Origin of the sequence: Pseudomonas sp. GD04058 (assembly GCF_029836855.1) — a bacterium.
Lineage (GTDB): Bacteria > Pseudomonadota > Gammaproteobacteria > Pseudomonadales > Pseudomonadaceae > Aquipseudomonas > Aquipseudomonas bharatica.
Window position 1 is genome coordinate 149,645 of sequence record NZ_JAOECN010000007.1, and the last position, 26,782, is coordinate 176,426.

The following is a 26,782-nucleotide window of genomic DNA, read 5'->3' on the forward strand; positions in this document are numbered from 1 at the left end:
GGAGGAGGCTGATGCGCATTGGTCAGTTGGCGCAGTTGGTAGGGGTCGAAACACAGACGATCCGCTTCTATGAACAGCAGGGCTTGTTGCCGCCGCCTGATCGGCAGGACAACGGTTACCGTGTCTATACCGAGAAACACGTTGAGCGGCTGGCCTTTATTCGTCGCTGCCGCATCCTGGATCTGTCACTGGCAGAAATTCACGAACTAAAGCGCTATCAGGACGACCCTCATCAGCCTTGTACCGCCGTCAACGCCTTGCTCGATGATCACATCTCTCATGTGCGGTCGCAGATAACCGCTCTGCAAGCGCTTGAGAAACAACTCGTTTCACTGAGAGCGAGTTGCAACGATGACCGGGAAGTTGAGGCGTGTGGGGTTCTTGCTGGAATTAGCGAAGGAAACATGCACCAGCAGTAGGTGAAGCATCAACCAGATAATCCGATGAGATGCCGGTCTGTCTCACTCTCATGCAAAGGTAAGATCAACCATTTAATCCGCTTACCCAATAAATAGACGAGTGATGCATAGCTGATACTCTCAGACTAGCAACTAGGAAGAGCCACCACAATCCGTACTGCAGTTGGGGTGGTGGCCCCGTCAACTTAGAGTAAACAAGAGAGCTCTGGCTAGACTCTCTCGCTTTGCAAACTATATCGCGGCCCGCTGACGTGCCTGCTCTCTTGCCTGTAACTGCAGAGCTAGGGTGGCTTGAATCTCGCTGTATAATTGCGCCTGCTCGTTATCACGGTCTGAAACCGTCACTACAAGCGCGTAGGGTTCTTCAACCAGCACATCCGGATGATTCCACTCCCGATCCTGGCGAATTACCACCACGAACCACTTCTCGTCCGGATTGCGCTGCTTGAAGGTCCATTTTGAGGATTGCACAGTACCTCTGCTTCGCAGCTGCGCAGAGATATCACGATTGGTGGCTGCATCGTCGTTTCGTGTCTCTGCTTCGTCCTGGTTTTCCTTGTTGAAGTGCGCCTGCACTTCATCAAGCGACTTACCTTTGACCAACCTGTAGCTAATCTGCGTGGCGAGATAATCCAACCGCGTGGTTCTCACAGCTGGCGAATAAGCGAGGGTCACGCTCAATTCCCTCAGCCCTCTCGCTTTGCGCAGATAAGACGCTGGCAGTGGCAACTCGAAGAACTGGCAGGCGTCTTTTTCAATCGTCTCCTCGCACATTAGCACTACGCAGTGATCTGAGGATCGAAACAAATCGCTTTCGTTCACCTGCCCATAGCCGGCAACGTCGCGAGAAATCTCACGGTTATAGGTGGCTTTGTTGACCTTGTATCCCTTCCTCATTTCGTCAGGGAAAGCGGTCTCAATCTCGCTCGGCAGCGATGCGTGATTCACCAGCATCGCTCGCAGCAAGTTGGCCGAGGCGTCCGGATATTCATTGAGTAAACGGCCGGAAAGGTAGGTGATGTAGGGGGCAGAGAAACTAGTACCGCAGATTTCTTTGAACAGCGTATTGCCCTGAAACTGGTAGTTCAAGGTCAGAACGCCCAGGCCGCGCATTTCCGTCTTCCACTGGTTGTTCCTGAAATGTACCGGGCACGCCAGGTTTCCTCCATGAGCCACCAGCTCCGGCTTCAACGCGCCTTTAACCGACGGGCCATGCCGCGTGAATGGTGATGGCTGATTCTCACAGGACGGGGATAGCTGATGAATTTCAGGATAACGCTGACTATCCACGGTGGCATCGTGTCGGGCAATACTGCCTACCGTTAGCACGTTCATCGCAGGTGCTGGATCAATGATGACGCTGCTCTCGTGCAACAGGTATTCTGGGTACTCTTCGCGCCAGCTATTGATAGGTACAGCTGGGTCAGATGACCCCATGAAGTTACCGGTCGAGACTACGAACAGGACGTTGTGCTTACGCGCAAGCACATCCAGGATGTAAGCCAACCCGCGAACGTGGCTGCCGTCATAGGGAGCATTACTGTTCCCCAATGAGAGGTTGAAGATCCTGCACCCTAAACCTACGAAGTGCTCAACAGCCTCCGTCAGAGTAGCCTCAACGGTGTGCTCGTCGTAAATAGGATTTTCGGTATCTGGACATTTCCGCATGACCTTGCCGTTGTAGAGCCAAAACTCCGGACGCCAGTAATTACTGCGGTCACAAGCTTCAACGTCACCATACAGAGCGATGCCGGCTACAGCGGTACCATGCCCCACTTCATCAAACTCGTCTTGGCCTTCAACGAATGATTCACTCTCGGCAATTGCGGATCTAAGAAGTGGATGGTTCGTATTGATCCCACTGTCGAGAATGCATACTCGTGCTGCTTCGAGAGCAGGTTGCGGAATATTGCCTGGAAGCTCAGCTATATCTCGGTTCAGCTGGGCATAAGTGATGCCAGTCTGCGGTATCCGATCGACCAGACGCACATCGCTGTGATTCAAAAGTAGGTCAGCCTGCGCCTGCGTAGCTTCGACGCGATACATGACCAAGCTGTCGTAATTCAGCTTGTGCACTGTCTGCATGCCAGCCTCTTCCAACCATTTTTCAAAACCCGTGACGAGGCGAATCCGTGCTGGGTGATTCATGACGTAGTGAGGCCATAGCTCAACATCCAGCTTGAAGTGCTCCCCCTCGGGGAGGCCAAGATTGCGCAGCGCCCAGCTCTTCCTATCCTCGGCAGACCAGGCGTCGATACCCTCGATGGCTTCGAGAATCTGCTTATAGCTTACGGTCTGACCCAGGACGCCGAGCTTGTTCAGGTGATCTTGGAAAACCGCTAGGCCCTGCTCGGTGGCGAAGACGACACACACCTGCTTGCCTTCCTGACTGATGAACTCTAGGCCATGCTTTTGGAGATTTTCGAAGGTCATCGCGCCGTCGTACTGCAACTTAAGCACGAAAGGGGAGTTTTCTGCAGACTTGATTTGCTGGCGCGCAATGCCTGCGGCAGTGGCGAAGTAGCCGTTCAGCTTTTGACCATGCCCGCGCAAGTCACCACGCTTGGCGAACTTCGGCGGATTTTTTGTCCGGCGGGCATTGTCGAGATTTTCGCGCTCAAAGCTCAGGTGCTTGTACGTTGCCATTCATCGTCCTTGATTGCAGCGGATCAGTGTTTTCGAAGCCCCTCTCGCACCAGTGCACTACGAAGCTCTTTGATGGTGAGGAACTCTTGGTTTCGCAATATCATACGCTTAATGGCACGCCGAACAACTCGTTCGACATCGGCACCACTTTTCCCTTCAAGCTCTGCCAGCAACTCGCCGTCATCTAGCTCAAATTGTCGGCGAATACCCCGCAACTTTAGCTGCAACAACGAGGTAAGCTGTTTCCTATCAGGAAGTGGAAATTCAATGGCGTCATCAAACCGGCGCCAAATTGCTGAATCAAGAATACTTTCGTGGTTGGTCGCTGCCAAAATGAGGCTCTGACCATCGTAAGCATCCATCATCTGCAATACAGCATTGACCACACGGCGGAGCTCACCGTGATCAGAACTATCACCACGCTCTTTGCCAATCGCATCAAACTCGTCAAACAAAACAACCAACTGATGCTTGGAAATGAACTCAAACACCTTTCGCAGGTTGGCGGCAGTTTCTCCGAGGAACGACGACACCAGTGCGTCGAGCCGGACGATAGCCAGTGGCCGGTCCAACTCGAAGGCGATCACTTCAGCCGCAAGAGTCTTACCGCAACCTGGTGGACCGAAGAAAATGACCTTGCCTGATGGCTTCATGCCGTAACTGCGAAGGACCTCAGAACGGCGATGCTCCTCAAGCATCTCCTCGATCATGACGGAACTGCTCTCAGGGAGGATGATCTCTTCAAGCGATCGCTTGGGCGGCCTAATATCGAGAAGCGGAAGTCCACGCTCCTTATCTACAGGAATGTCAGCGGTAAATTGCGGTTTACGTGCGGACTGAACATGCATGTCGCCGCCGTAAAGAATCTGTTCCAAATCGTTAGCCAGAAGGTGGTGCTGTTTTTGCCGCTCTTCTTCGATAATAGCTTCCGAAGCACGACGGAAGGCCGCCTGATCTCCGAGCGTTCCGGCCTTGAAGAGCTGCCGTAGTATTTTTCCGTTAGCCATTTGATAGGTCCTGCAATTAGGTTGTTTCTCAGAGTCGTCAACTCATGAAACCAATTCTTGCCCTAAGCAGTACAACTAACAGGCTGAATCAATGAGAGCTAACATGAACGGACTCCTTTCCAATAATTGCTATAGTGCAAACTCTAAAAACTCTTACACTAAGCTTACTGCAAGAGTATCGCCTAGGGTGGCTATTTGTCCAGTATTTCCAAAGCCTCAGCTCGGATTTTCAATGACAGTCGACGAGCGGCTTTGCTTGCGAGGACGATGAGCCGCCCTCTGTAAAAATGCCACTCCAAGGATAGCCAGGTACCCGCGAAGCAGCATGCTGGCCGGGAGAACCTGCAAGCATCTGCAACTAGATAACTTTTGCTAAAACTAAAAAGTCGAACACCAAGCATGATCCATGCGTGCACCAGAACACCTACAAATTCTGCAAACTTATACAGCTATCAAACTTTCAGCTGTCTGTTCAGCATGTAGGGTGCTTAGGACCTGCAGTTTTAGAGATTAGAGTTGCGCCACACATGCGATGACCGGCGAACCGAGCTTTCTGCCAGATGAAAAAAGTTAAGTTTCGAGGTTAGATCTGGCCCCAAAAGCGCCAAAAGGTTACTAAAATTTAGACAAGGCAACGTTTTTTAGATTTTTTGCCATTGCCGATAGGCTGGAGCCCAGAACTGTAGGGGAAAAATCTCTCAATCAGAAAACGCGACCAAAAACTAATAGCGCAGATATGCATATTGAGCCAAAATGCGGACCTCGCTCGAATCGTTGGAAAAGCCCCGTCCACGGGACAGGGCTGGACAAAAACCGGGTATCGGGGTGGAGCGCCGTGTTCTGTCAGGGCAGGCTCACGGCGGGCACGGGCAGCGGCCTCACCCTCGGTAACGGATAATCGGAACCGCCAAGGTTACCCCAACTGGACGCCGCCGGGCAGGGGCAGCACAGCCGGGCAGGTGCCGGCCCGATGAACAGGACTGGCACTTTGCCACAAGTCAGGGCATGCTAGCCGCCCTTCGGGCGTCCGGCTTATAGTGCGCGCTGCGACGACCAGCCAGCCATACCGCAGGAACACCGTTTGACCGACCTCAATCAGCCGCCTTCCTTGCGCAAAGCCGCCGTTGCGTCGGGTCAGCCCCTGCGCGGCTCGCTCAAGGGTGCCCTGGCCACCCTGGCCTTGCTGTTGCTGGCCCTGCTGCTGTGGCAAACCTTCGATCAATACCGCCGCACCGTCACCGAACGCCGCCAGCACAGCATCGATGCCAGCGCCGAGATTGCCGATCGCCTCAACCTGAGCCTGGCCCTGGAAGCCGAACGCACACGCAACCTGCTGCCGGTCGGTGCCACTGCACCAGATACCGACGTGCTGGCGGGGCTGTACGCCCGCCTGCACCAGCGCCAGCCCGCCCTCGCCAGCCTGGCCTGGCTCGATGGCGACGGGCGGATCCTGCGCGACAGCCTTGGCCCGTCGCCGGACCAGGCGGCCATGACCGAACTGCTGCGCCTGAACCACGAGCAGGATCATCACTTCAGCAATGCGCCCGGCAACGAGCGGGTCTATCTGCTGCTGCGCCAGCACGACGGCGCTGGCTACTGGCTGCTGCGCTTCGAACCGTCCTGGTACCAGCAACTGGCCGAACGCCTGGAGCCCGCCGACCCTCTCCAGTGGCAACTGGAAAACGGCCAGACCGCCGCGATCATCCACCAGCACCTGCAACGCCAACAGGCGACGTCGCCGACGACCGAAACCGCACCGCTGCAAAGCGTAATGCTGGCCTTCGTCGATAACAGCGACTGGCAACTGCGCGGCTTCCACGATGCCGAGCGCACCCGCGGTGAACTGCTCCCGGCGCTGGTCGGCAAGGCCCTGCTCGGCCTGCTCTGCGCCCTGCTGCCCGTGCTGGCACTGTTCAACATGCGCCGGCGCAACCAGATGCTCCAGGCCGGGCGCCGCCGCTACCAGGACATCTTCGAAAGCACCGGCGTCGCCCTGTGCGTGCTGGACCTGTCGGGCCTGGACCCAATCCTCGACCGCCTGCGCCTGCGCAGCCGCCTGGAACTGGAACAACGCCTGGACGCCGACCCGACCCTGCGCGAGCAATTGCTGCGCGAGCTGAAGGTGACGGAAGTCAACCAGGTTGCCCTGCAACTGCTGGGTGTCGATTGCTGCGAAGGCACCTGGCGGCACCTGATCGCCGGCAATGCCCTGGAAAACGGCGGCGTCGGCGAGCAACTGGTAGCGGCGGTGCTGGACCGCCAGGCGCGCCTGGAACTGGAAGTCCGCTTGCCGACGGCGCATGGCCTGGACCAGCACCTGTGGCTGATGGTGCGCTTCCCCGAGCAACGCCGCGATTATCGGGCGGTGATCCTCAGCATTAGCGATATCACCAGCCGCAAGCGTGTCGAACTGTCACTGCTGGAGCGCGAGAGTTTCTGGTCCGACGTGGTCCGCACCGTGCCGGACCAGCTCTACGTCCAGGACGTGCAAAGCCTGCGGATGATCTTCAGCAACCGCCATCTTGGGCAGACCCTCGGCTACGAGCGCCACGAGCTGGCGCGCATGGGCGAGTTCTTCTGGGAGATCCTGCTGCACCCGGAAGACGCCGAGCTGTACCGCGACCTGCGCCGCCAGCAGCGGGAAAGCGGCTATGTCGAGCAACTGCATTGCCAGTTGCGCTTCCGCCATCACGACCAGCGCTGGCGCCGCTACGACATCCGCGAGCAGGTGCTGACCCGCGATGCCGCCGGCAACGTCACGCGGATCATCGGCGTGGCCAAGGACGTCACCGACCAGCTGGAGGCCAGCGAATCCCTGCGCGACAGCGAACAGCGCTATCGCATGCTCGCCGAAAGCATCAGCGACGTGATCTTCTCCACCGACGACCGCCTCCAGCTCAACTACGTCAGTCCTTCGGTGCACTCGGTGCTGGGCTACGACGTCGAGTGGATTTTCAGCAACGGCTGGCAGTCGACCATCGCCAACCCGGCACAACTGGCCGGGCTGTATACCCTGGTCGAGCGGGTCAACCGCGCGCTCGGCGATGCCGCGCAACTGGCCGCGCTGCGCACCCAGGTGCCGACCCAGTTGTTCCTCTTCGACTGCCTGCGCGCCGATGGCCGCAAAATCCCTATCGAACTGCGCCTGGTGCTGGTCTGGGACGAACATGACCAGTTCGGCGGAATCCTCGGCGTCGGTCGCGATATCAGCCAGCAGCGCCGTGCGGAAAAAGACCTGCGCATGGCCGCGACGGTCTTCGAGCATTCCACGTCGGCGATCCTGATCACCGATCCGGCCGGCTACATCGTCCAGGCCAACGAAGCCTTCAGCCGGGTCAGCGGCTATGCCGTGCGCGACGTGCTCGACCAGGTACCGAGCATGCTCACGGTCGACGGCCAGCAGGACTCCACCCTGCGCTACATCCTCAAGCAACTGCACCAGCACGGCACCTGGGAAGGCGAGATCTGGCTCAAGCGACGCAATGGCGAGCACTACCCGGCGTGGGTCGGCATCACCGCGGTGCTCGACGACGAAGGCGACCTGGCCAGCTACGTGTGCTTCTTCACCGATATCAGCGAGCGCAAGGCCAGCGAACAGCGCATCCATCGCCTGGCCTACTATGACGCCCTCACCCACCTGCCCAACCGCACGCTGTTCCAGGACCGCCTGTACACCGCGCTGCAGCAGGCCGAGCGGCACAAGTCGTGGGTGGTGCTGATGTTCCTCGACCTCGACCGCTTCAAGCCGATCAACGACTCCCTCGGCCATGCCGCCGGCGACCGCATGCTCAAGGACATGGCCGAGCGCCTGCTCGATTGCGTCGATGACGACGACACGGTGGCGCGCATGGGTGGCGACGAGTTCACCCTGCTCCTGCAGCCGCGGGCGACCCGGGAAATGGCGCTGCACCGCGCCGTGCATGTGGCCGAGCAGATCCTCACCAGCCTGGTGCGGCCGTTCGTCCTGGAGAACCGCGAGTTCTTCGTCACCGCCAGTATCGGCATCGCCCTCAGCCCGCAGGACGGCAGCGAGCTGAGCCAGTTGATGAAGAACGCCGACACCGCGATGTACCACGCCAAGGAACGCGGCAAGAACAACTTCCAGTTCTACCAGGCCGACATGAACGCCAGCGCCCTGGAGCGCCTGGAGCTGGAAAGCGACCTGCGCCATGCCCTGGAGCAGAACGAGTTCATCCTCTATTACCAACCGCAGTTCAGCGGCGACGGCAAGCGCCTGACCGGCGCCGAGGCCCTGCTGCGCTGGCGGCATCCGCAGCGCGGGCTGGTGCCGCCGGGGGATTTCATCCCGGTGATGGAGGAACTGGGCCTGGTGGTGGATGTGGGCGACTGGGTCATCGCCGAAGCCTCGCGCCAGCTCAAGGCCTGGCACCAGGCCAGGGTGCGGGTGCCGAAGGTCTCGGTAAACATCTCGGCGCGGCAGTTCTCCGACGGCCAGCTGGGCAACCGCATCGCCGCCATACTCAAGGACACCGGCCTGCCGCCGACGTGCCTGGAGCTGGAACTGACCGAAAGTATCCTGATGCGTGAAGTCCACGAGGCCATGCAGATCCTCGACAGCCTGAAGAACCTCGGCCTGAGCATCGCCGTCGACGATTTCGGTACAGGCTACTCGTCGCTCAACTACCTCAAGCAGTTCCCCATCGACGTGCTGAAGATCGACCGCACTTTCGTCGACGGCCTTCCCGAGGGCGAGCAGGACGCACAGATCGCCCGGGCGATCATCGCCATGGCCCACAGCCTCAACCTGGCGGTGATCGCCGAGGGCGTGGAAACCCATGAACAGCTGGAGTTCCTCCGCGAACATGGCTGCGACGAAGTCCAGGGTTATCTGTTCGGCCGGCCGATGCCGGCCCACCAGTTCGAGGCGCAATTCAGCAACGAAACCCTGTTCATGCTGGAATAGCAGCCGGTTTTCCCCTGCTTGAATCCCATTTGTCCGCCAGATGACGCCCTTTCATATGCCAGACAAAAGTCTATGGGGTAGAATGCCGGCCTATTTCAGCCCGATCCTTGAGGACCGCCATGTTCAGCCGTGATTTGACCATTGCCAAGTACGACGCCGAGCTCTTCGAAGCCATGCAGCAGGAAGCCCAGCGCCAGGAAGAGCACATCGAGCTGATCGCTTCGGAAAACTACACCAGCCCGGCCGTGATGGAGGCCCAGGGCTCGGTCCTGACCAACAAGTACGCCGAAGGCTACCCGGGCAAGCGCTACTACGGTGGTTGCGAGTACGTCGACGTGGTCGAGCAACTGGCCATCGATCGTGCCAAGGAACTGTTCGGTGCCGACTACGCCAACGTCCAGCCGCACGCCGGCTCCCAGGCCAACGCCGCGGTCTACCTGGCCCTGCTGTCGGCTGGCGACACCATCCTGGGCATGAGCCTGGCCCACGGTGGCCACCTGACCCACGGTGCGTCGGTAAGCTCGTCGGGCAAGCTGTACAACGCCATCCAGTACGGCATCGACGGTAACGGCCTGATCGATTACGACGAAGTCGAGCGCCTGGCGGTCGAGCACAAGCCGAAAATGATCGTTGCCGGCTTCTCGGCCTACTCGCAGGTCCTGGACTTCGCCCGCTTCCGCGCCATCGCCGACAAAGTGGGTGCCTACCTGTTCGTCGACATGGCCCACGTGGCCGGCCTGGTTGCCGCAGGCGTCTACCCGAACCCGGTTCCGTTCGCCGACGTCGTCACCACCACCACCCACAAGACCCTGCGTGGTCCGCGTGGCGGCCTGATCCTGGCCCGTGCCAACGCCGACATCGAGAAAAAGCTGAACTCCGCAGTCTTCCCGGGCGCCCAGGGCGGCCCGCTGGAGCACGTGATCGCGGCCAAGGCCATCTGCTTCAAGGAAGCGCTGCAGCCTGAGTTCAAGGCCTACCAGCAGCAGGTCGTGAAAAACGCCCAGGCCATGGCCAGCGTGTTCATCGAGCGTGGTTTCGACGTCGTTTCCGGCGGCACCCAGAACCACCTGTTCCTGCTTTCGCTGATCAAGCAGGAGATCTCCGGCAAAGATGCCGACGCTGCCCTGGGCCGCGCCTACATCACTGTCAACAAGAACTCCGTGCCTAACGACCCGCGCTCCCCGTTCGTCACTTCGGGCCTGCGCTTCGGTACTCCAGCCGTCACCACTCGCGGCTTCAAGGAAGCGGAGTGCAAGGAACTGGCTGGCTGGATCTGCGACATCCTGGCTGACCTGAACAACGAAGCGGTGATCGACGCCGTTCGCGAGAAGGTCAAGGCCATCTGCAAGAAGCTGCCTGTCTACGGCAACTGATTCAGGGCTGTACTGAAAAAACCGATGCCGGGTGACCGGCATCGGTTTTTTTGTAGCTGGAATTTGCGGTGTGGCTGATGGCCTCATCGCTGGCAAGCCAGCTCCCACAAAGCCCCCTGTGGGAGCTGGCTTGCCAGCGATGAGGCCGGCCCGGGCCTGCGGTGTTCTCTGGATCAGCGACTCAACGCCTCGAACCCCGCCCGGATCTTCTCTTCCGGCAACTGATCGGCGATGAACACCATCACGCTTTCCCTCGTTTCGCCCTCGGCCCATTCGGTGTCCCAGTCGAAGCCATACAGCTTCAGCACGCCCTGGAACACCAGGCGCCGATCCTCCCCGGCGATATTCAGCACGCCCTTGTAGCGCAGCAGCTGCTTGCCATGCTCCTCCAGCAGCTCGTTCATGAACTCGCTGAGCCGGTCGATATCCAGAGGCGTTTCAGTGCGCAGCACCAGGCTGGAAATCCGGTCCGGGGTGGTGGTCGCCAGTACCGGCCGCAGGCTCATGCCGCCACCGAGGTCGGCATTGAGATTGAAACCCCGCACATCCAGCAATTCGGCCAGGTCGATCTGCCCGTGGTCCACCACCCGCACCGGCGCGCGACGGTTGATCCGGCCGAGCCGTGCCGTCAGTGCCTCGACCGTGAAGTCGTCCACCAGGTCGGTCTTGCTCAGCAGCAGGCGGTCGGCGAACCCGACCTGGGCCTGGGCGATGGCCTGGGTCAGGTGCAGGTCGGCATGGGCCGCGTCCACCAGGGTGATGATGCCATCGAGGATGTAGCGATCACGCAGTTCCTCATCGATGAAGAAGGTCTGCGCCACCGGCGCCGGGTCGGCCAGGCCGGTGCATTCGATCACCAGGCGGTCGAAGGCGATCTCACCGCTGTCCAGGCGCTCCAACAGCAGGAACAGGGCCTTGGTCAAGTCGGTGTGGATGCTGCAGCAGACGCAGCCGTTGGCCAGGGTCATGACCTCGACCGGCGCGTCGCCGAGCAGTTGGGTGTCGATGCCGGCATCGCTGAATTCGTTTTCGATGACGGCGATCTTCAGGCCGTGCTCGGCCTTGAGGATATGGCGCAGCAGGGTGGTCTTGCCGGCACCGAGAAAACCACTGAGCACGGTTACGGGAATGGGGGAATGCACACGAATTCTCCTGACGCTGAAAATGACTGTGGGAGCCCGGTGCCCCGGGCTCCCACAGGTTTGTCGCTAGCGGCCGAAGCTCAACAGCACTTCGGCCCACCCTTGCCGCCGTAACGGGCTTCCTGGCGTTCGCGGAAGAACGCCTCGTAGCTCATCACCGGCTGGTCCGGGTGCTTCTTCTGCATGTGCTCGACGTAGTTGTCGTAGTCGGGCATGCCGACCATCAGGCGGGCTGCCTGCCCCAGGTACTTACCCAGTCGACCCAGGTCGTTGAACATCACTGCATTCCTCTATCAAGCTTCCGGCTGGGCCTGGAACGGGGTTTCCTTGTCGCTGCGCTCCTTCTTGCCGAGGGCGGCGTAGCCGACCTTGAGGGCGAAGAACAGGATGCTGAAGACTACCACCAGGAACAGCACGGTCAGGGTCGCGTTAGTGTAGGCGTTGAAGATCACGTGCTGCATCTGCCCGATGTCCTTGGCCGGGGCCAGGACCTGGCCAGCGTCCAGCGCGGTGCTGTACTTCTTGGCCAGGGCCAGGAAGCCGACCGCCGGGTTCGGGTCGAACAGCTTGATCAGGCCCGCCGTGGTGGTGCAGATCAGCAGCCACACCGCAGGCACCAGGGTGACCCAGATGTACTGCTGGCGCTTCATCTTGATCAGCACCACGGTGCCGAGCATCAGGGCGATGCCGGCGAGCATCTGGTTGGAGATGCCGAACAGCGGCCACAGGGTGTTGATGCCTCCCAGCGGATCGATCACGCCCTGGTACAGCAGGTAACCCCAGAGCGCTACGCAGCCGGCAGTCGCGAGCAGGTTGGCGCCCCAGGACTCGGTACGTTTCAGCGCCGGGACGAAGCTGCCCAGCAGGTCCTGCAGCATGAAGCGACCGGCACGGGTACCGGCGTCCACCGCGGTGAGGATGAACAGCGCCTCGAAGAGGATCGCGAAGTGGTACCAGAAGGCCATGGTGTTTTCACCCGGCAATACCTGGTGGAGGATCTGCGCGATACCCACTGCGAGGGTCGGCGCACCACCGGCACGGGCCAGGATGGTGTGCTCGCCGATGTCGCGGGCGGTGGCTTCAAGTTGCTCGGGGGTGATGGTGAAGCCCCAGCTGCTGACCGTCTGCGCCACCGACACGACGTCGGCACCGACCACGGCGGCCGGGCTGTTCATGGCGAAGTAGACACCCGGCTCGATCACCGAGGCGGCGACCATGGCCATGATGGCAACGAACGACTCCATCAGCATGCCGCCGTAGCCGATGTAGCGGGCGTTGACTTCGTTATCCAGCAGCTTCGGCGTGGTCCCCGAAGAGATCAGCGCGTGGAAGCCGGACACCGCGCCACAGGCGATGGTGATGAACAGGAACGGGAACAGGGTGCCCTTCCAGACCGGGCCGGTACCGTCGGTGAACTGGGTCAGCGCCGGCATTTTCAGCTCTGGCGCGATGATCAGGATACCGATGGCCAGGCCGACGATGGTGCCGATCTTGAGGAAGGTGGAGAGGTAGTCACGCGGTGCCAGCACCAGCCATACCGGCAGTACGGCGGCGACGAAACCATAGCCCACCAGCATCCAGGTGATCTGCACGCCGGTGAAGGTGAATGCAGGGCCCCATACCGGATCTGCGGCAACCTGGCCCCCCAGCCAGATGGACAGCAGCAGCAGGACCACGCCGATGATGGAGATTTCACCGATGCGGCCCGGGCGGATGTAGCGCATGTAGATGCCCATGAACATCGCGATCGGGATGGTCGCGATCACGGTGAACATGCCCCACGGGCTTTCAGCCAGGGCTTTCACCACGATCAGCGCCAGCACGGCGAGGATGATGATCATGATCAGGAAGCAGCCGAACAGGGCGATGGTGCCCGGGATCCGGCCCATCTCCTCGCGCACCATGTCGCCCAGGGAGCGACCGTTGCGACGGGTGGAGAGGAACAGGATCATGAAGTCCTGCACCGCACCGGCCAGCACGACACCGGCGATCAGCCACAGGGTGCCGGGCAGGTAGCCCATCTGTGCGGCAAGCACCGGCCCGACCAGTGGCCCCGCGCCGGCGATGGCCGCGAAGTGGTGGCCGAAGAGGATGTGCTTGTTGGTCGGGACATAATCCAGGCCATCGTTGTTGAGCACCGCCGGAGTGGCCCGGCGAGGGTCCAGCTGCATCACCTTGGTGGCGATGAACAGGCTGTAGTAACGGTACGCGACCAGGTAGATCGCCACCGAGGCGACGACAATCCACAAGGCATTGATGGCTTCGCCACGCCGCAGGGCAACCACCCCGAGCGCACAGGCCCCTAGTACTGCCAGCACCAGCCAGGGGATATGGCGGGCCAGGCTATTATTGTTGTTCATGGTTCGCTTCCAGCAAATTGATTAAAGGTAGCGTTTCGAGTCTAGCGACACTGGCCGGAAAGGCCAGCCCCCACGTTGGTCTAGAGCCTCTGAAGCCCTTCGCCACTATCGAAGATTGCGCCCCTTGGGCGGTACTGGCAAGGGCTGGACTATAGTTGTCGAACCCACCCGGAGGGCCGAGCATGAGCGAGCAGAACGAACGTCGACGCTTCAAACGCATTGCCTTCGATGCCCCTACCGAATTGATCCAGGGCACCCGGCGCTGGAAGGCCGCGCTGGTCGACATCTCCCTCAAGGGGCTGCTGGTGGAGGTCCCGTCCAGTTGGGATGCCGATGGCGAACAGTTGTTCGACGCCGAGGTCACCCTCAGTCCCGATGCGAAGGTGCTGATGCAGGTGCAATTGCGCCATATAGAGGAAACCCAGCTGGGCTTCATCTGCCTGCACATCGACCTGGCGTCGATGGAGCACCTGCGCCGCCTTGTGGAGCTTAACCTGGCAGACCGCACCGAACTGGAGCGCGAATTCCATCAATTGATCGAAGATCAAGATCTTTTAGCGCCCTAACCTTTTCGCCCCGCCTGCATTTCCTGTCCAACCAGACAGCTTATTTAGCGCTGTACACGGTTTTTTCCTACACCGTGGTACAGCGTCTCGCCTTTTTGGAACGATTACTGCAACCGTTACCAGGCCAAATCAATGGCCTTACTGTTCCTGAGTCAATCGATAAATTGTATACAATTTATCTGGCAATGTTTGGCAACAGATGTCTACAGTAGCGGCACAACAATAAATACCGAGATCCTGCTCCCATGAATACGTCCTCACCAAGCACGTCTTCCACTGCGCCTCGTCCGGAAGATGAAAACCTCGGCCTGGGTGCCAACGTCGCTTATGGTCTGCAACACGTTCTGACGATGTATGGCGGTATCGTTGCGGTGCCGCTGATTCTTGGCCAGGCTGCCGGCCTCGGCCCTGCCGAGATTGGCCTGCTGATCGCCGCATCGCTGTTCGCCGGTGGCCTGGCGACACTGCTGCAAACCCTCGGCCTGCCGTTCTTCGGTTGCCAGTTGCCGCTGGTGCAGGGCGTGTCATTCGCCGGTGTGGCGACCATGGGCGCGATCCTCTCCACCGAAGGCGGCGGCGGCTTGCCAGGCGTGCTCGGGGCGGTGATGGCCGCCTCGTTCCTCGGTTTCCTGATCACCCCGATCTTCTCGCGCATTACCAAGTACTTCCCCCCGCTGGTGACCGGCATCGTCATCACCACCATCGGCCTGACCCTGATGCCGGTCGCGGCGCGCTGGGTGATGGGCGGCAACAGCAAGTCGCCGGAATTCGGCAGCATGGAGAACATCGGCCTGGCCGCCCTGACCTTCACCTTCGTGCTGGCGCTGAGCAAGCTCGGCAGCGCCTCGATCTCGCGCCTGTCGATCCTGCTGGCCATGATCATCGGCACCCTGATCGCCTGGTCGCTGGGCATGGCCGACTTCAGCAAGGTGCTGGACGGCCCGCTGGTGGCGATGCCGTCGCCGTTCCACTTCGGCATGCCGACCTTCCACATCGCCGCGATCCTGTCGATGTGCATCGTGATCATCGTGACCCTGGTGGAAACCTCGGCCGACATCCTCGCCGTCGGTGAAATCATCGACACCAAGGTCGATTCGCGCCGCCTCGGCGACGGCCTGCGCGCCGACATGGCGTCGAGCATCCTGGCGCCGATCTTCGGCTCCTTCACCCAGAGCGCCTTCGCCCAAAACGTCGGCCTGGTCGCAGTCACCGGCGTGAAAAGCCGCTACGTGGTGGCCACCGGTGGCGTGATCCTGGTGATCCTCGGCCTGCTGCCGATCATGGGCCGGGTGATTGCCGCAGTACCGACCTCGGTGCTGGGTGGCGCGGGCATCGTGCTGTTCGGCACCGTGGCGGCGAGCGGGATCCGCACCCTGTCCAAGGTGGAATACAAGAACAACATGAACCTGATCATCGTCGCCGCCTCCCTGGGCTTCGGCATGATCCCGATCGCCGCGCCGAACTTCTACGATCACTTCCCCAACTGGTTCGAGACCATCTTCCACTCGGGCATCAGCTCGGCGGCGATCATGGCGATTTCCCTGAACCTGCTGTTCAACCACTTCAAGATCGGCAACTCCGACCAGCAATCGGTATTCGCAGCCGGTTATGAGCGCACCGTGGTCTATTCCGACATCTCCGCCCTGCGTGACGGCGACTACTTCAAGGACGGCAAGCTGTTCGATGCCGACGGCAAGGAAATCCCGATGGTGGCCGAGGATGAGCATGCCGCAACGGCGCCGCGACGAAAGGCCGTTGCCGAGCACTGATTACACGGCAGTCCCCCCAAGGGGCCGATGCGCAAGCATCGGCCCCTTTTCGTTTGGTTGGCGCACGTATATTTCCTTCAACATCCCGACGCGTGGATATGGCACTTTGATGCCACAGGCCTATCGTGAGCAGGCCCGTATGGAACATCCCCTCACATGGAATATGGAGAGCGTGAACATGACATATGTGCGTAAGGATCTGTGGGATCTGGGAGACGGCTGGAACGACACCATGTTGTGGTACGCCAAGGCCGTACAGGAATTGCAGAAGCGACCGATCACCGACAACACCAGTTGGCAATTCCTCGGCGCTATCCATGGCTTCAAGAAAGACCTGTGGATCAGCCACTGGCAGATCGACGAAGAAACGCCCCTGCCCACGCAGAAGGACCAGGATCTGTTCTGGAACCAATGCCAGCACCAGAGCTGGTACTTCCTGCCCTGGCACCGTGGCTACCTGCTGGCGTTCGAAAACATCGTGCGCGAGACGATCATCCAGCTCAATGGCCCATCGGACTGGGCCCTGCCCTACTGGAACTACAACGAGATCGGCACCCGGTTGCACAGTGTCACGCTGCCGCACATCTTCTACGAAGCCAAGTTGCCCGACGGCACCAACAACCCGCTGGCCCTGCCGAAACTGCGCTTTGGCAACACGATCGACGGGCGCGTGGTTATCAACCCGCTGAAAATCAACCTCAAGTCCCTGGACATCGCCCTGTTCACCGGCGGCGCCACGGGCGGTACGCCTGGCTTCGGTGGCCCGGAAACCGTCTTCCATTTCGACGGCGACGTACAAGGCGGCCTGGAAAACAACCCGCATAACCCAGTGCACATCGCTGTAGGTGGCCACATCAACAGGCCCGGCGAGAAAGACCCGTTCGAAGGCCTGATGTCTGACCCGCAAATGGCCGGCCTGGATCCCGTATTCTGGCTCCACCATGCCAACATCGACCGCCTCTGGCAGGTCTGGCTCGATCGCAATCCGGCCCACAAGAACCCGGTCGATGATCCGGCCTGGGTCGAGGGTCCTCCTTCGGGTGGCCGCCCGTTCATCATGCCGGCACCGGACGGCAGCACCTACACCTACATCGTCTCGCAGATGCTCAGCCTGCAAGACCTGGGCTATACCTACCAGGACCTTCCAACACCACCCCAGGCGAACCTCGCCACCGCGAAGGTGGAGGCAACGGCAGTGGCCGATACCAAAGTCACCGAACTGCTCGGTGCCAATGCCCAGCCGATCAAGCTGCTCGGCAGTCGTTTCGAAAGCCCTGTACGCCTGGACAAGCCCGGTATCGCCAAGGTCGCGCAGAAACTTGCCGCGCGCGGGCTGCTGACGGCCGGCAACGCGGCGCCGTTACCAGAGGAGCGGGTCTACCTGAACGTGGAGAATATTCGTGGCAAGCTCAACGCCGTGATCCTCTCGCTCTACGTCAACCTGCCCGATGGCGCGTCGCCGGAGGCCCATCCCGAACTCTACGCAGGCGACATCGGATTGTTCGGCGTACGGGTAGCCAGCCAGAAGGATGAAAGTCACGCCGGGGCCGGCCTGACAGCGGTCCTCGACATTACCGACATCGTCAACCGTCTGAATGTACAAGGTGACCTGAACCTGGATCATCTGCACATCAGCCTGTTCGCCAGCACCGACCTGACGCCGGCGGCCGATATCTCCATCGGTCGCATCAGCGTCTACCGCCAGGGCCAGTAACGATGTTCAACCGGCAATTCGCAGCGAGGCTGCTGCACGGACCATGGCCCTGGCTGGCCGTGGCCAGTCTCGCCGGTTGGGCGGCAATGCTCGGGGCACCAGCACAGCTGATGCTCCCGGCATTCTGCGGTTCGGTGGCTTCGCGGGTCTCCGATGGGCTGTGGTCCGCCTGGACCCTGGCCCTGACCTTCGACCCGCAGGGCCTGCTGGTCGCCTGGCTGCTGATGCTGCTGGCGATGATGCCGCTGTTGCTGGGTGGTCCGTTGGTCTACCTGTGGAAGCGTAGCCTGCGCCGCCGCCGCCCCTTGGCCATCGGGCTGTTCCTGCTCAGCTATTGCCTGGTGTGGACTGCCGCCGGGGTGCTTATTGCTTTGCTCAGTGTTACCGCGCAATTGCTGGGCAGCGAAAGCCCGTGGCTCATGCTGGGGCTGGTGTTCGTCCTGTGCATGCTCTGGCAGGCCTCGCCAGCCAAGCAGCACTGCCTGAACAACTGCCACTATCCGCCGCGGATCTCCGCCTTCGGCTGGCCGATGCTGCGGGATTGCCTGCGCTACGGGCTGACCAATGGTTTCTGGTGCATCGGCGCCTGCTGGCCGGCGATGCTGCTACCCAGCCTGGTGCAACAGGGCCACAGCCTGCTGATGCTGGCGTGCATGGTCTGGCTGGCGTACGAACGCCTGCTCCCGGCCCGCAAGGCTCGCTGGCGCTGGCCGCTGCCGGGTGGTCAACGGCTGGCGGATGCTCTTGCACCACGGCTGGCGAAGTACCTGTCCAGCCGCTGCAAGTCACTGGCCTCCAGGGTCCCCGCCAGATAGTGAACCTGCAACCAGGCCCGCAAGTAGTCATGGCGGGCCTGGGCCAGGTCACGCCGGGCGCCGTACAACTGCTGCTCGGCATCCAGCACATCGAGATTGACCCGTTCCCCGCCGGCCACGCTCTTGCGCGTCGCTTCGATCAGGCGATCCGCCGACTCCACCGCGAGCTCATAGGCACGGATCTTCGCCGCGCTGCTGGCACACAGGTTGAACTGCTTGCGCAGTTCGTTGAGGGTCTCGCTCAGCAGCCCATCCAACTGGTACTGCACCTGGTCGCGCTGCGCCGCCGCCTGACGGGTCGCCGCCGACACACCGCCACCGGCGAACAGCGGCACGTTCAGCTGGATGCCGATGCTGTCGGTGTCATAGCGCTGGTTGTAGGTGCTCTCCGAACTGGAGCTGGAACGTCCGGTGCTGGCATAGGCGCTGAGGCTCGGCAGGTGTCCGGCGCGATTGCGTTCGATGCCCTGGTCCGCCGCTTCAACGGCATGTCGCTGGGCAATGAGCTGGGCGTTGTTGCTCACCGCCAGGTTGCGCCAATGTTCGAAATTGCCTGGCGCCAGGGGCTCCACCTGGAAGTCGTCCGCCAGCGGTGCAAGATCCTCCACCTCCAGCGGCTCGCCGACGATGGCCCGCAAGGTGCGCAACGCGGCATCGAGATTGTCCGTAGCCTCGATCTCCTGGGCCTTTGCCAGTTCATAGCGGGCGCGGGTTTCCAGGACATCGGTGCGGGTGCCCTCGCCGCCTTTGAGCAGCCGCTCGTTGAGGGTCAGTTGCTCGGCATAGGCCCGGCGCTGGGCCTGGGCCAGGGCAATCTGCTCGTTGGCGAACAGCGCCTCGCTGTAGGCCTGGAAGAGGCGCACCGCCAGTTCCTGCCCGCGCCCACGGAACTGCGCATCGGCCAGCAGGGCCTTGGCCACGCCCTGGCGATACTCGGCCCAGGCGCCGTAGTCGAACAGCGGCTGTTGCAGGGTCAGGGTCGAGGAGTAACTGCGGTAGTCGCGCTGCTGGGTGATATTCCCGACCGTGGTCGACTGGGTCACCTCGGAGTCGTTGCGCGCACTGTTGTAGCGGTACGACAGGTTGGGCAACAGTTTCGCCCGGCCAATGGCCCGGTATTCCAGTCCGGCATCGCGCTCGGCGATGGCGGCGTGGAAAGCCGGATCGTTGCGCAGGGCCAGGGCGAAGGCATCGCTCAGGTCGACTGCCGCAGCCGGCTGGCTCAGGCCCAGCAACATGAAGCAGGACAGCAAACGCATCATTCCTCCGCCAGGGCGACATGGGCCCGGTCGGTCAAGGGCTTGAACAGGTAGTTGAGCATCGAGCGTTCACCCGTACGGACGAAGGCCTCCACCGGCATGCCCGGGCGGATGTCCTGGCCGGCCAACTGCCCCAGCCCCTCTTCGCCAACCCGTACACGCACCTGGTAGTAAGGCTGTCCGCTGTGCTCATCGAGCAGGCGATCGGCAGAAACCAGGATCACCTCGCCCTCGACCCGGGGCGTGGTGCTCTGGTTGAAGGCAACGAACAGCAGTTCCACCGGCAGCCCCGGATGCAGGCGGTCCACCAGTTCCACCGAGGCCCGGGCATCCACCAGCAGCGGCACATCACGGGGGACGATTTCCATCAGCGACTGCCCGCGGGCGATCACCCCGCCATTGGTAAACACGCTGGAGCCGACCACCGTGCCGCTGGCCGGCGCCTTGACCTCGGTATTGGCCAGGTCGAAGGCGGCGCTGCGCAGGCGGTTGTCGAGATCGGCAGCAGTCGACTGCGCCTCGGCAAGCTGCTGGCTGACCTCGCGCCGGTACTCCTGCTGGCGCTGGGCGATGCGCAGCTTCAGCTCCTGCAACTGGCGACGGGTGCGGCCGATAGTGCCCAGGTCTTCGGAAATCGATCCGTTGACCTGGGCGAACAGGCGCTCGTTTTCCAGCAGCCGGTTGCGCGGGATATAACCATCCCGGGCCAGCTCGCGCAGGCCGTGCAACTGCTCTTGCAAGGCGCGGCGCTGATCCTGTTTTGCGGCCAGCGAGCCTTGCAGGCCGTCGAGGCTGGCCTGGGCGCCGGCGATGCTTTCACGCACGCCGTCGAACTCCATGGCCAGGGCCTGGCGGCGGCTGCTCAACAGTTGCCGCTGGGTCTCCAGGATCGCCGCCAGCCAGGGTTCGCTGGCGTCCTTCTGCAATTCGGCCGGGTACTGCACCGTCCTCTGCCCGTCACGCTCGGCGCTCAGGCGGGCCTGCATGGCCCGGGCGGTGAGCAACTGCACCCGCAACGACTCGTACTGGGCCCGGGCCTGGGTTGGATCCAGACGCAACAGCACCTGGCCGGCCGTGACCTGGTCGCCATCGCGCACCAGCAGTTGTTCGATCACCCCACCTGCAGGGTGTTGCACCGCCTGGCGGCTGCCGGCGACCACCACGTTGCCGGACAGCGGCACGCCCTTGTCCAGCGGCGCCAGCGCGGCCCAAAGCATGAAGCCGCCGAAGCCGGCGATCACCATCCAGCGCCCGATCCGCGCAGGGCGGCGCTCGTCCATGGCGAGGACATTGTTGGGAAAAGAAGCGGTTGCAGTCATCGATCAGGCTCTCGGTGTGCCGTAGCTCATGCTGACGCTGGCCGGGCTGCGCAGCGCGGTGGGGCCGGGGACCGCAGCGGGACGGGCGGCTTTCTGCAGGTCCTGGAGCACCCGCACGGTGGGCCCGAAGGCCTGCAACTGGCCGTTTTGCAGGACCAGCAGCTTCTCCAGGCCGGACAGCAATGCCGGCTTGTGGGTGATCAGGATCAGCGTGCGACGCGCTTCGCGCACCTTGGCCACCGCTGCGAGCAAAGCCTGTTCGCCGGCTTCGTCGAGGTTGGAATTGGGCTCGTCGAGGACGATCAGCGCAGGCAGCCGGTACAACGCCCGAGCCAGGCCGATGCGCTGGCGCTGGCCGCCGGAAAGACCGCTGCCGCCCTCCCCCAGCACGGTGTCGTAGCCCGCCGGCAGCTTGAGGATCATGTCGTGCACCCCGGCCAGTTGCGCAGCGGCGACCACGGCATCGGCATCCACCTCGCCAAGCCGGGCGATGTTCTCGGCGATGCTGCCGGCGAACAGTTGCACGTCTTGCGGCAAGTAGCCGATGTGCTGGCCGAGCAGGCTTTTGTCCCAGCGTTGCAGGTCGGCGCCGTCGAGGCGTACCTTGCCGTCGAAGGGATTGGCAGCACCCACCAGCAAGCGGGCCAGGGTCGACTTGCCGGAGCCGGACGCGCCGATGATGCCCAAGGAATCACCGGGCTCGAGGGCGAAGGCGAGATTGCTCAGGCAAGGTTTGCGCGTTCCCGGCAGCAGCGCGGTGACCTGCTCGACGCACAGGCGGCCGGTGGGCGCCGGCAGCGGCATGCCCTCGGGACGCGGCGGCCGGGCGTGCAACAATTCAGTGAGGCGGACATAGGCCTGGCGCGCCGAACTCCACTGGCGCCACACCGCGATCAACTGGTCGATCGGCGCCAGCACCCGGCCCATCAGGATCGAGCCAGCGACCATCATCCCCGGGCTGACCTGCTTCTCCAGCGCCAGCCAGGCACCGAGGCCAAGGACCAGGGATTGCAGGGTCAGGCGCAGGCTCCTGGACACGGCGGCCACCGCGGCAGCGCGCTCGCTGCCATGGTTTTGCAGACCGAGAAAGCCATGGTGCAGCGCAGTCCAGCGCTGGCGTACCGCATCGAGCATGCCCATGGCTTCCATGGCCTCGGCGTTGCGCAGGTTGCCGCTGGCCTGCACACCGGCCTGCTGGGAGAGTCGCCCGGCGTCGGCGAACGCCTTCTGCGTCAGGCGTTCGTTCAAGCATGCCAGGGCAATCAGCAGCACCGCACCGGCCAGCGCCATCAACCCCAGCCAGGGGCTGAACAGGAACATCACCGCGAGGTAAACCGGAAACCACGGCGCATCGAAGAAGGCGAACAGTGCCTGGCCGGTGGCGAACTGACGCAGGCTGGTCAGGTCCGCCAGCACTTGCCCGGCGGCCCCCTTGCTGCCGGCCAGGCTGGCTTCATAGGCGGCCTGGAACACCCGGGGATTGAGGCCCAGGTCCATCTGCGTGCCGAGGCGGATCACCACCAGGCTGCGCACCCACTCCAGCAACCCCATGAAGGCGAACAGGCCAACGACCATCAGGCTGAGCATGAGCAGGGTCATCTCGTTGCCCGAGGACAGCACCCGGTCGTAGACCTGCAGCATGTACAGGGCCGGCGCCAGCATCAGCAGGTTGATCACCGCCGTGAACAGGCCGACATTGGCAAAGCCGGCGCGGCAGGCCTTGAGCGCCTGGCGCACTTCGTTGTTGGCCGAAACGGGAGCGGTTCCCATTGCTTGGATTCCTCGCAAACGGCGACGGCGGGCGATTGCAATCGCCGTACCCTCGCCACAGAATTCGCACCACCGCAGCCTGGGCCCGGCAAAGACACGGGCTGCGGGGTAATGCAGCAGATCAGCGAATGCCAGGGCAACCTGCCATTCGCTTTTTATTGCCCGCTGTCAGGCCGCCAGGGCGAGGTCGTCGACCTGCGCCTGGACGCCGACAGCGGTGGCCGAGGCCGCATTCAAGGCCGCGGTGATTTCGGCGAAGGTGTTGTCGGTAGACACGCTGTAGCTGGCCAGCAGGCTGTCGAGCACGCCTTCCAGGGCGGAGGTGTTGCCCTGCATCAGGCCGTAGATCACCTGGTGCACCTCGTTGCCGGTGCGGCCGGCACCCAGCACCGAGTCCAGATCCAGGCCGGAGAAGGTCACAACGTCGTTGCCCAGCGCGAAGTTGCTGCCGTTGCCACCGGACAGGTCGTAGCCCAGGGAAACGTTGTCCAGCGAGCCATACAGGTAATGGTTCTGGTTGCTGCTGGCCGGCAGGGCCGGGTTGAACACGTAATGCAGGCCATTGGCAGTATCGCTGCCGGCGATGAACGCGTAGTCCGAACCGTTGGCGCCGTGGGTGGCGTACTGGCTACCGTTGAAACCGCCGTTGTTGAAACCACCGGTGTTGCTGGTGCCATGGCCTGCGGTGGCGAATCCGGTGGCCCACTCCGCCAGGTACTCGTCGACGGTGTAGTTGGCAAAAATGGCGGCATCGTAAGTAACGGAAATGCTCATGACTGTTCCTCTGAACGTTGGGGTGGATTGACGAAGGCGCCTGCCTTCGTTTTTGTCCCGAAGGACAAAAGCGTTGCCAGCGGCCCGGGGGCCGTGTCATTTCAGAATCGGTATTCCAGCATTCCGGTCAGGGTGCGACCGCGAGCCAGGGACAGGTTGTTGACATCGCCCATGGCCACGAAATAGGCCTGGTCGGTGGCGTTCTCCAGGGCCAGCGACAGGTTCACCTGTGGCGTCATCCAGTAGCTGGCGAAAAGGTCGTAGACCTTGTATTTGGGCCACAGCGCCTGGTCGAGGGTGGCGTAGCCGGGGGTGTCGAGGTTGGCGCCATTGCCCTTGCTGTAGCGCAGGCGACCACCGACATCCAGGGTGTTGTCGAAGAAGCGCATGCCCAGGGTCAGCGAGCCACGGTCGGCGGGCATGTAGGTGGCATTGCCCATGATGTTGCCGCAGGTGATCTGGTTGCTCATGGCGTCGTTGGCCTGCGCCTCGCTGACCGGGAACTGGCGCATCACGATGCGGTTGCCAACCTGCACGGGGCGGGTCACGGTGCCGACCCTGACCACCTGCTTGGCGCCGCCCATGTAGAACTGCCGGGAACAGAAATCGTTGCTGCCGATCATGTGGGTGTAGGCCAGGCGTCCGTACCAGGCCCCGGCGTCGTAGTCCAGCGAGTACTCGACGCCCCGGAAGCGCGTGGTTTCCTCGTTGTTCTGGTAAGCCATGCGGCCCAGGCCGGTGCCCGAGGAGGTTTCGTCCGGCAGGTTGACGTTGACGTCGAGGAACGAGAAGTTGTCGATCCGGGTATCGAAGTAGGCCACCTTCAGGCCGAAGCGGTCACCGTCGCGCAACAACGACTCGCGGAAGATGTTGAAACCCAGCTCCCAGTCATGGGAGGTCTCGGGCTTGAGGTAGGGGTTGGGATAGACCATCTCGGACGCGTTGCCGGCGTGCGGACGCCCGGTCATGAACACCTCGGTGACCGCCGGCGAGCGCCAGCCTCGACCCCAGCGGGTGTACAACTGCAGCCAATCGACACCCGGTTTTACCGCGATGCCGAAGGTCGGCGAAAAATGCCCCTGTTCCGTCGTGTCATCGAAGAGCAGGGTTTGGCGGGTCTTCGTCGAAGCAGCACCTTCCCAGGTGCCCTCGGGGTACATCCACAGGGTCATGCCACTGGCGCCACTGAGGCGATAGCGGTCATAGCGCAGGCCGGCGTCGAGGGTCAGCCAGTCGCCGTGCTCATATTGAGCATTGGCGAACAGGCTGGCGGTCAGCTTCTTGCCCTCCGGCGTAGCGCCCTCGACATATGGCAGCGCCTGCTCGTTGGTCGCGGCCACGCGATCGGTCGCCGGCTTGAAGCGGTCTTCGAAAAGCTCGGTGCCGTAGTTGATGGTCAGCTTGTCCGCCGCGCCGATATAGAAGCGCGAGGTGTTCTGCAATTGCAGGCCCCAGGTGTCGGTCTGGAAACGGTCGTTGTATGCGCCGAACCAGTTGCCGCTGCCGGGGCTGGCGGTGCTCGCGGCGTTCCAGCGATCCATGCGGGTGCGCACGAAATAGACCTTCGCCTGCACATCGATCAGGTCGTTGTCGGGCGTGAAGCTGTAATCGATCGAAGCGTTCTTCGCGTTGAGGTCGGTGGCGCCGCTGCGCTGGTAGTAAAAGGCGCTGAGATCATCGGTCGGCCAGGTCCAGGCATCCTTGCTGTCGGTGTCGGTCTCGATGTAGTTGAACTGCAGGCGCTGGTCCTGGGGCAGGTTGACGCCGAGCTTGAACAGCCGCGAGCGGGTCACGCTGCCCATGTCGCCGACCTCGCTTTCCAGCCAGTTTTCCCAGGCCTGGGGCCAGACTTCACGGGCTCGGATCTGGGTGCCCAGGTTGTCCTTGTCGTTGGTACCGGCGCGGTAATCGCCGAAGTGGCGTTCGCTGACGCCAAGCAGCAGGTCGCCCGCTTCATTGCCGAAGGCGAACAGCGCACTGCCATTGAAGTAGGTGCCATTGCCCAGCTCGCCAATACCGTGACCGGCACGGATACGACCACCGTACTCCTTGTCCGGCCCAAGGAATTCGCTGGCCTGCACGGTATTGAAGCTGGCAATGCCGCCGAGCACGCCGGCGCCGCCCATGCCCGATTGCGAGCCCTTTTCGATTTCCACCGAGCTGACGAACTCCGGGTCCACCACCATGATGCCGTTGCGCTGCTGGTGGCCGTTGACGTTGAAGTTCTGGCGCATGCCGTCGATGTTCATGTTGACCCGACCGTAGTCCTGCACGCCGCGGATATTCACCGACAGGCCGGGGTCGCGCTGGTTGACCGCGGTATAGACACCGGCGGTTTCCTCCAGCATGTCGGCAGCATGGCGGGGCGGGCGCTTGTCGATCTGCTCGCGGGTGATCACCGCCACCGAGCGCGGCGCGGTGTAGACCCAATCGCCGTCACTCACCGAACGGATCCGCGTGGCGCCCAGTTCCAGGGCCTTGCCGTCATCGCTCAGGCGCTCCAGGCCGACCTGGTCATTACCGCCGAAGCGGTAGCGCACCGGGTTGGCCCCCAGCAGCAGGGCCAGGCCCTCGCGCGAGGTATGTTCGCCGTGCAGGCCTTCGCTGCGCAGGCCGGCCAGCTTGCGGCTGTCGAAGAACACCTGGACCTTGGCCTGCTCGGCGAAGGCCAGCACGGCGCTATCGAGGGGCTGGGCCGGGATATCGAAACGGATCAGGGCGCTGCGCTGGCTCGCGTCCTGGCCCGGCTCGGCTGCCTGTACCACGCCGATCCCCATCGGCAGGGTGCAGACGCTCAGCAGCAGATTGCAGGCCAGGGCAATCCGGTTGAGGTGCAAGGGTCGTTGTTGTGGAGTGGTCACTTCAGGTGGCTCGCTGTGTTGGCATTTTCTAGTAATGAAAATCAATCTCAACAATCAGACGAGC

General features: G+C 62.1%; 17 protein-coding genes. 7 read left to right on the forward strand and 10 right to left on the reverse strand.

Annotated elements, in window-relative coordinates; genetic code table 11:
- The first annotated feature begins 11 nt into the window (after positions 1-11).
- The gene (gene cadR / locus N7650_RS08915; protein ID WP_010794431.1) at positions 12-419 is read left to right on the forward strand and encodes a Cd(II)/Pb(II)-responsive transcriptional regulator; all 408 of its coding nucleotides are present in this window, start codon (positions 12-14) and stop codon (positions 417-419) included.
- 231 nt (positions 420-650) lie between these two features.
- On the opposite strand, the gene N7650_RS08920 is transcribed toward cadR, so the two are convergent.
- Entirely contained in the window at positions 651-3,065 is a 2,415-nt protein-coding gene (locus N7650_RS08920) for a S8 family peptidase (RefSeq protein WP_075043698.1), read from the reverse strand.
- A 23-nt stretch (positions 3,066-3,088) separates the two neighbouring features.
- Positions 3,089-4,072, reverse strand: a complete 984-nt coding sequence (locus N7650_RS08925) for an ATP-binding protein (protein WP_051096024.1) — start codon at positions 4,070-4,072, stop codon at positions 3,089-3,091.
- A 1,081-nt stretch (positions 4,073-5,153) separates the two neighbouring features.
- Between N7650_RS08925 and N7650_RS08930 the strand changes: the two genes are divergently transcribed.
- Positions 5,154-8,996, forward strand: a complete 3,843-nt coding sequence (locus N7650_RS08930) for a bifunctional diguanylate cyclase/phosphodiesterase (RefSeq protein ID WP_279897909.1) — start codon at positions 5,154-5,156, stop codon at positions 8,994-8,996.
- Between the two features lie 119 nt (positions 8,997-9,115).
- Positions 9,116-10,369: a serine hydroxymethyltransferase gene (glyA, locus tag N7650_RS08935; protein WP_009398971.1), complete on the forward strand. Its 1,254-nt coding sequence runs from the start codon at positions 9,116-9,118 to the stop codon at positions 10,367-10,369.
- A 173-nt stretch (positions 10,370-10,542) separates the two neighbouring features.
- Here glyA and yjiA read toward each other — a convergent pair whose 3' ends face one another.
- From yjiA to N7650_RS08950, 3 genes are all read right to left on the reverse strand, one after another.
- On the reverse strand, positions 10,543-11,511 hold the full coding sequence (gene yjiA / locus N7650_RS08940; protein WP_279897910.1) for a GTPase: 969 nt from the start codon (positions 11,509-11,511) through the stop codon (positions 10,543-10,545).
- Between the two features lie 80 nt (positions 11,512-11,591).
- Positions 11,592-11,789 carry a YbdD/YjiX family protein gene (locus N7650_RS08945; RefSeq protein ID WP_064303554.1) on the reverse strand — a complete coding sequence of 66 codons (198 nt, stop codon included), beginning with the start codon at positions 11,787-11,789 and terminating at the stop codon, positions 11,592-11,594.
- Between the two features lie 15 nt (positions 11,790-11,804).
- A complete protein-coding gene (locus N7650_RS08950; protein WP_009398968.1) occupies positions 11,805-13,871 on the reverse strand; it encodes a carbon starvation CstA family protein in 2,067 nt (688 codons plus the stop codon).
- A 182-nt stretch (positions 13,872-14,053) separates the two neighbouring features.
- Between N7650_RS08950 and N7650_RS08955 the strand changes: the two genes are divergently transcribed.
- From N7650_RS08955 to N7650_RS08970, 4 genes are all read left to right on the forward strand, one after another.
- Complete coding sequence (locus N7650_RS08955; RefSeq protein WP_279897911.1) at positions 14,054-14,437, forward strand: PilZ domain-containing protein; 384 nt, start codon at positions 14,054-14,056, stop codon at positions 14,435-14,437.
- Positions 14,438-14,682: 245 nt separating this feature from the next.
- On the forward strand, positions 14,683-16,206 hold the full coding sequence (locus tag N7650_RS08960) for a nucleobase:cation symporter-2 family protein (protein WP_037060104.1): 1,524 nt from the start codon (positions 14,683-14,685) through the stop codon (positions 16,204-16,206).
- 178 nt (positions 16,207-16,384) lie between these two features.
- Positions 16,385-17,920 carry a tyrosinase family protein gene (locus tag N7650_RS08965; RefSeq protein ID WP_279897912.1) on the forward strand — a complete coding sequence of 512 codons (1,536 nt, stop codon included), beginning with the start codon at positions 16,385-16,387 and terminating at the stop codon, positions 17,918-17,920.
- A gap of 2 nt (positions 17,921-17,922) precedes the next feature.
- Positions 17,923-18,735 (forward strand): DUF2182 domain-containing protein, encoded by an 813-nt coding sequence (locus N7650_RS08970; protein ID WP_279897913.1) that lies wholly within the window; start codon positions 17,923-17,925, stop codon positions 18,733-18,735.
- Here N7650_RS08970 and N7650_RS08975 read toward each other — a convergent pair.
- The 5 genes from N7650_RS08975 to N7650_RS08995 form a co-directional block, all read right to left on the reverse strand.
- Complete coding sequence (locus N7650_RS08975) at positions 18,645-19,994, reverse strand: TolC family outer membrane protein (RefSeq protein WP_279897914.1); 1,350 nt, start codon at positions 19,992-19,994, stop codon at positions 18,645-18,647. The two genes, N7650_RS08970 and N7650_RS08975, sit on opposite strands and share 91 nt — an antisense overlap.
- Positions 19,994-21,313, reverse strand: coding sequence for an HlyD family type I secretion periplasmic adaptor subunit (locus N7650_RS08980; RefSeq protein WP_279897915.1), 1,320 nt, complete (start codon positions 21,311-21,313; stop codon positions 19,994-19,996). Before N7650_RS08980 ends, N7650_RS08975 begins: the two co-directional genes overlap by 1 nt.
- A gap of 3 nt (positions 21,314-21,316) precedes the next feature.
- Positions 21,317-23,083: a type I secretion system permease/ATPase gene (locus tag N7650_RS08985; protein ID WP_279897916.1), complete on the reverse strand. Its 1,767-nt coding sequence runs from the start codon at positions 23,081-23,083 to the stop codon at positions 21,317-21,319.
- A gap of 168 nt (positions 23,084-23,251) precedes the next feature.
- Positions 23,252-23,857 carry a heme acquisition protein HasA gene (locus N7650_RS08990; RefSeq protein ID WP_009398960.1) on the reverse strand — a complete coding sequence of 202 codons (606 nt, stop codon included), beginning with the start codon at positions 23,855-23,857 and terminating at the stop codon, positions 23,252-23,254.
- Between the two features lie 101 nt (positions 23,858-23,958).
- Positions 23,959-26,634, reverse strand: a complete 2,676-nt coding sequence (locus tag N7650_RS08995) for a TonB-dependent hemoglobin/transferrin/lactoferrin family receptor (protein ID WP_279897939.1) — start codon at positions 26,632-26,634, stop codon at positions 23,959-23,961.
- Positions 26,635-26,782: the final 148 nt, after the last annotated feature.

Excerpts from the sequence above, each read along its gene's own strand:
- cadR (WP_010794431.1), top strand. The coding sequence starts at position 12 with ATGCGCATTGGTCAGTTGGCGCAGTTGGTAGGGGTCGAAACACAGACG.
- N7650_RS08920 (WP_075043698.1), bottom strand. The coding sequence starts at position 3,065 with ATGGCAACGTACAAGCACCTGAGCTTTGAGCGCGAAAATCTCGACAAT.
- N7650_RS08925 (WP_051096024.1), bottom strand. The coding sequence starts at position 4,072 with ATGGCTAACGGAAAAATACTACGGCAGCTCTTCAAGGCCGGAACGCTC.
- glyA (WP_009398971.1), top strand. The coding sequence starts at position 9,116 with ATGTTCAGCCGTGATTTGACCATTGCCAAGTACGACGCCGAGCTCTTC.
- N7650_RS08945 (WP_064303554.1), bottom strand. The coding sequence starts at position 11,789 with ATGTTCAACGACCTGGGTCGACTGGGTAAGTACCTGGGGCAGGCAGCC.
- N7650_RS08950 (WP_009398968.1), bottom strand. The coding sequence starts at position 13,871 with ATGAACAACAATAATAGCCTGGCCCGCCATATCCCCTGGCTGGTGCTG.
- N7650_RS08955 (WP_279897911.1), top strand. The coding sequence starts at position 14,054 with ATGAGCGAGCAGAACGAACGTCGACGCTTCAAACGCATTGCCTTCGAT.
- N7650_RS08960 (WP_037060104.1), top strand. The coding sequence starts at position 14,683 with ATGAATACGTCCTCACCAAGCACGTCTTCCACTGCGCCTCGTCCGGAA.
- N7650_RS08965 (WP_279897912.1), top strand. The coding sequence starts at position 16,385 with ATGACATATGTGCGTAAGGATCTGTGGGATCTGGGAGACGGCTGGAAC.
- N7650_RS08970 (WP_279897913.1), top strand. The coding sequence starts at position 17,923 with ATGTTCAACCGGCAATTCGCAGCGAGGCTGCTGCACGGACCATGGCCC.
- N7650_RS08975 (WP_279897914.1), bottom strand. The coding sequence starts at position 19,994 with ATGCGTTTGCTGTCCTGCTTCATGTTGCTGGGCCTGAGCCAGCCGGCT.
- N7650_RS08980 (WP_279897915.1), bottom strand. The coding sequence starts at position 21,313 with ATGACTGCAACCGCTTCTTTTCCCAACAATGTCCTCGCCATGGACGAG.
- N7650_RS08985 (WP_279897916.1), bottom strand. The coding sequence starts at position 23,083 with ATGGGAACCGCTCCCGTTTCGGCCAACAACGAAGTGCGCCAGGCGCTC.
- N7650_RS08990 (WP_009398960.1), bottom strand. The coding sequence starts at position 23,857 with ATGAGCATTTCCGTTACTTACGATGCCGCCATTTTTGCCAACTACACC.
- N7650_RS08995 (WP_279897939.1), bottom strand. The coding sequence starts at position 26,634 with ATGGGGATCGGCGTGGTACAGGCAGCCGAGCCGGGCCAGGACGCGAGC.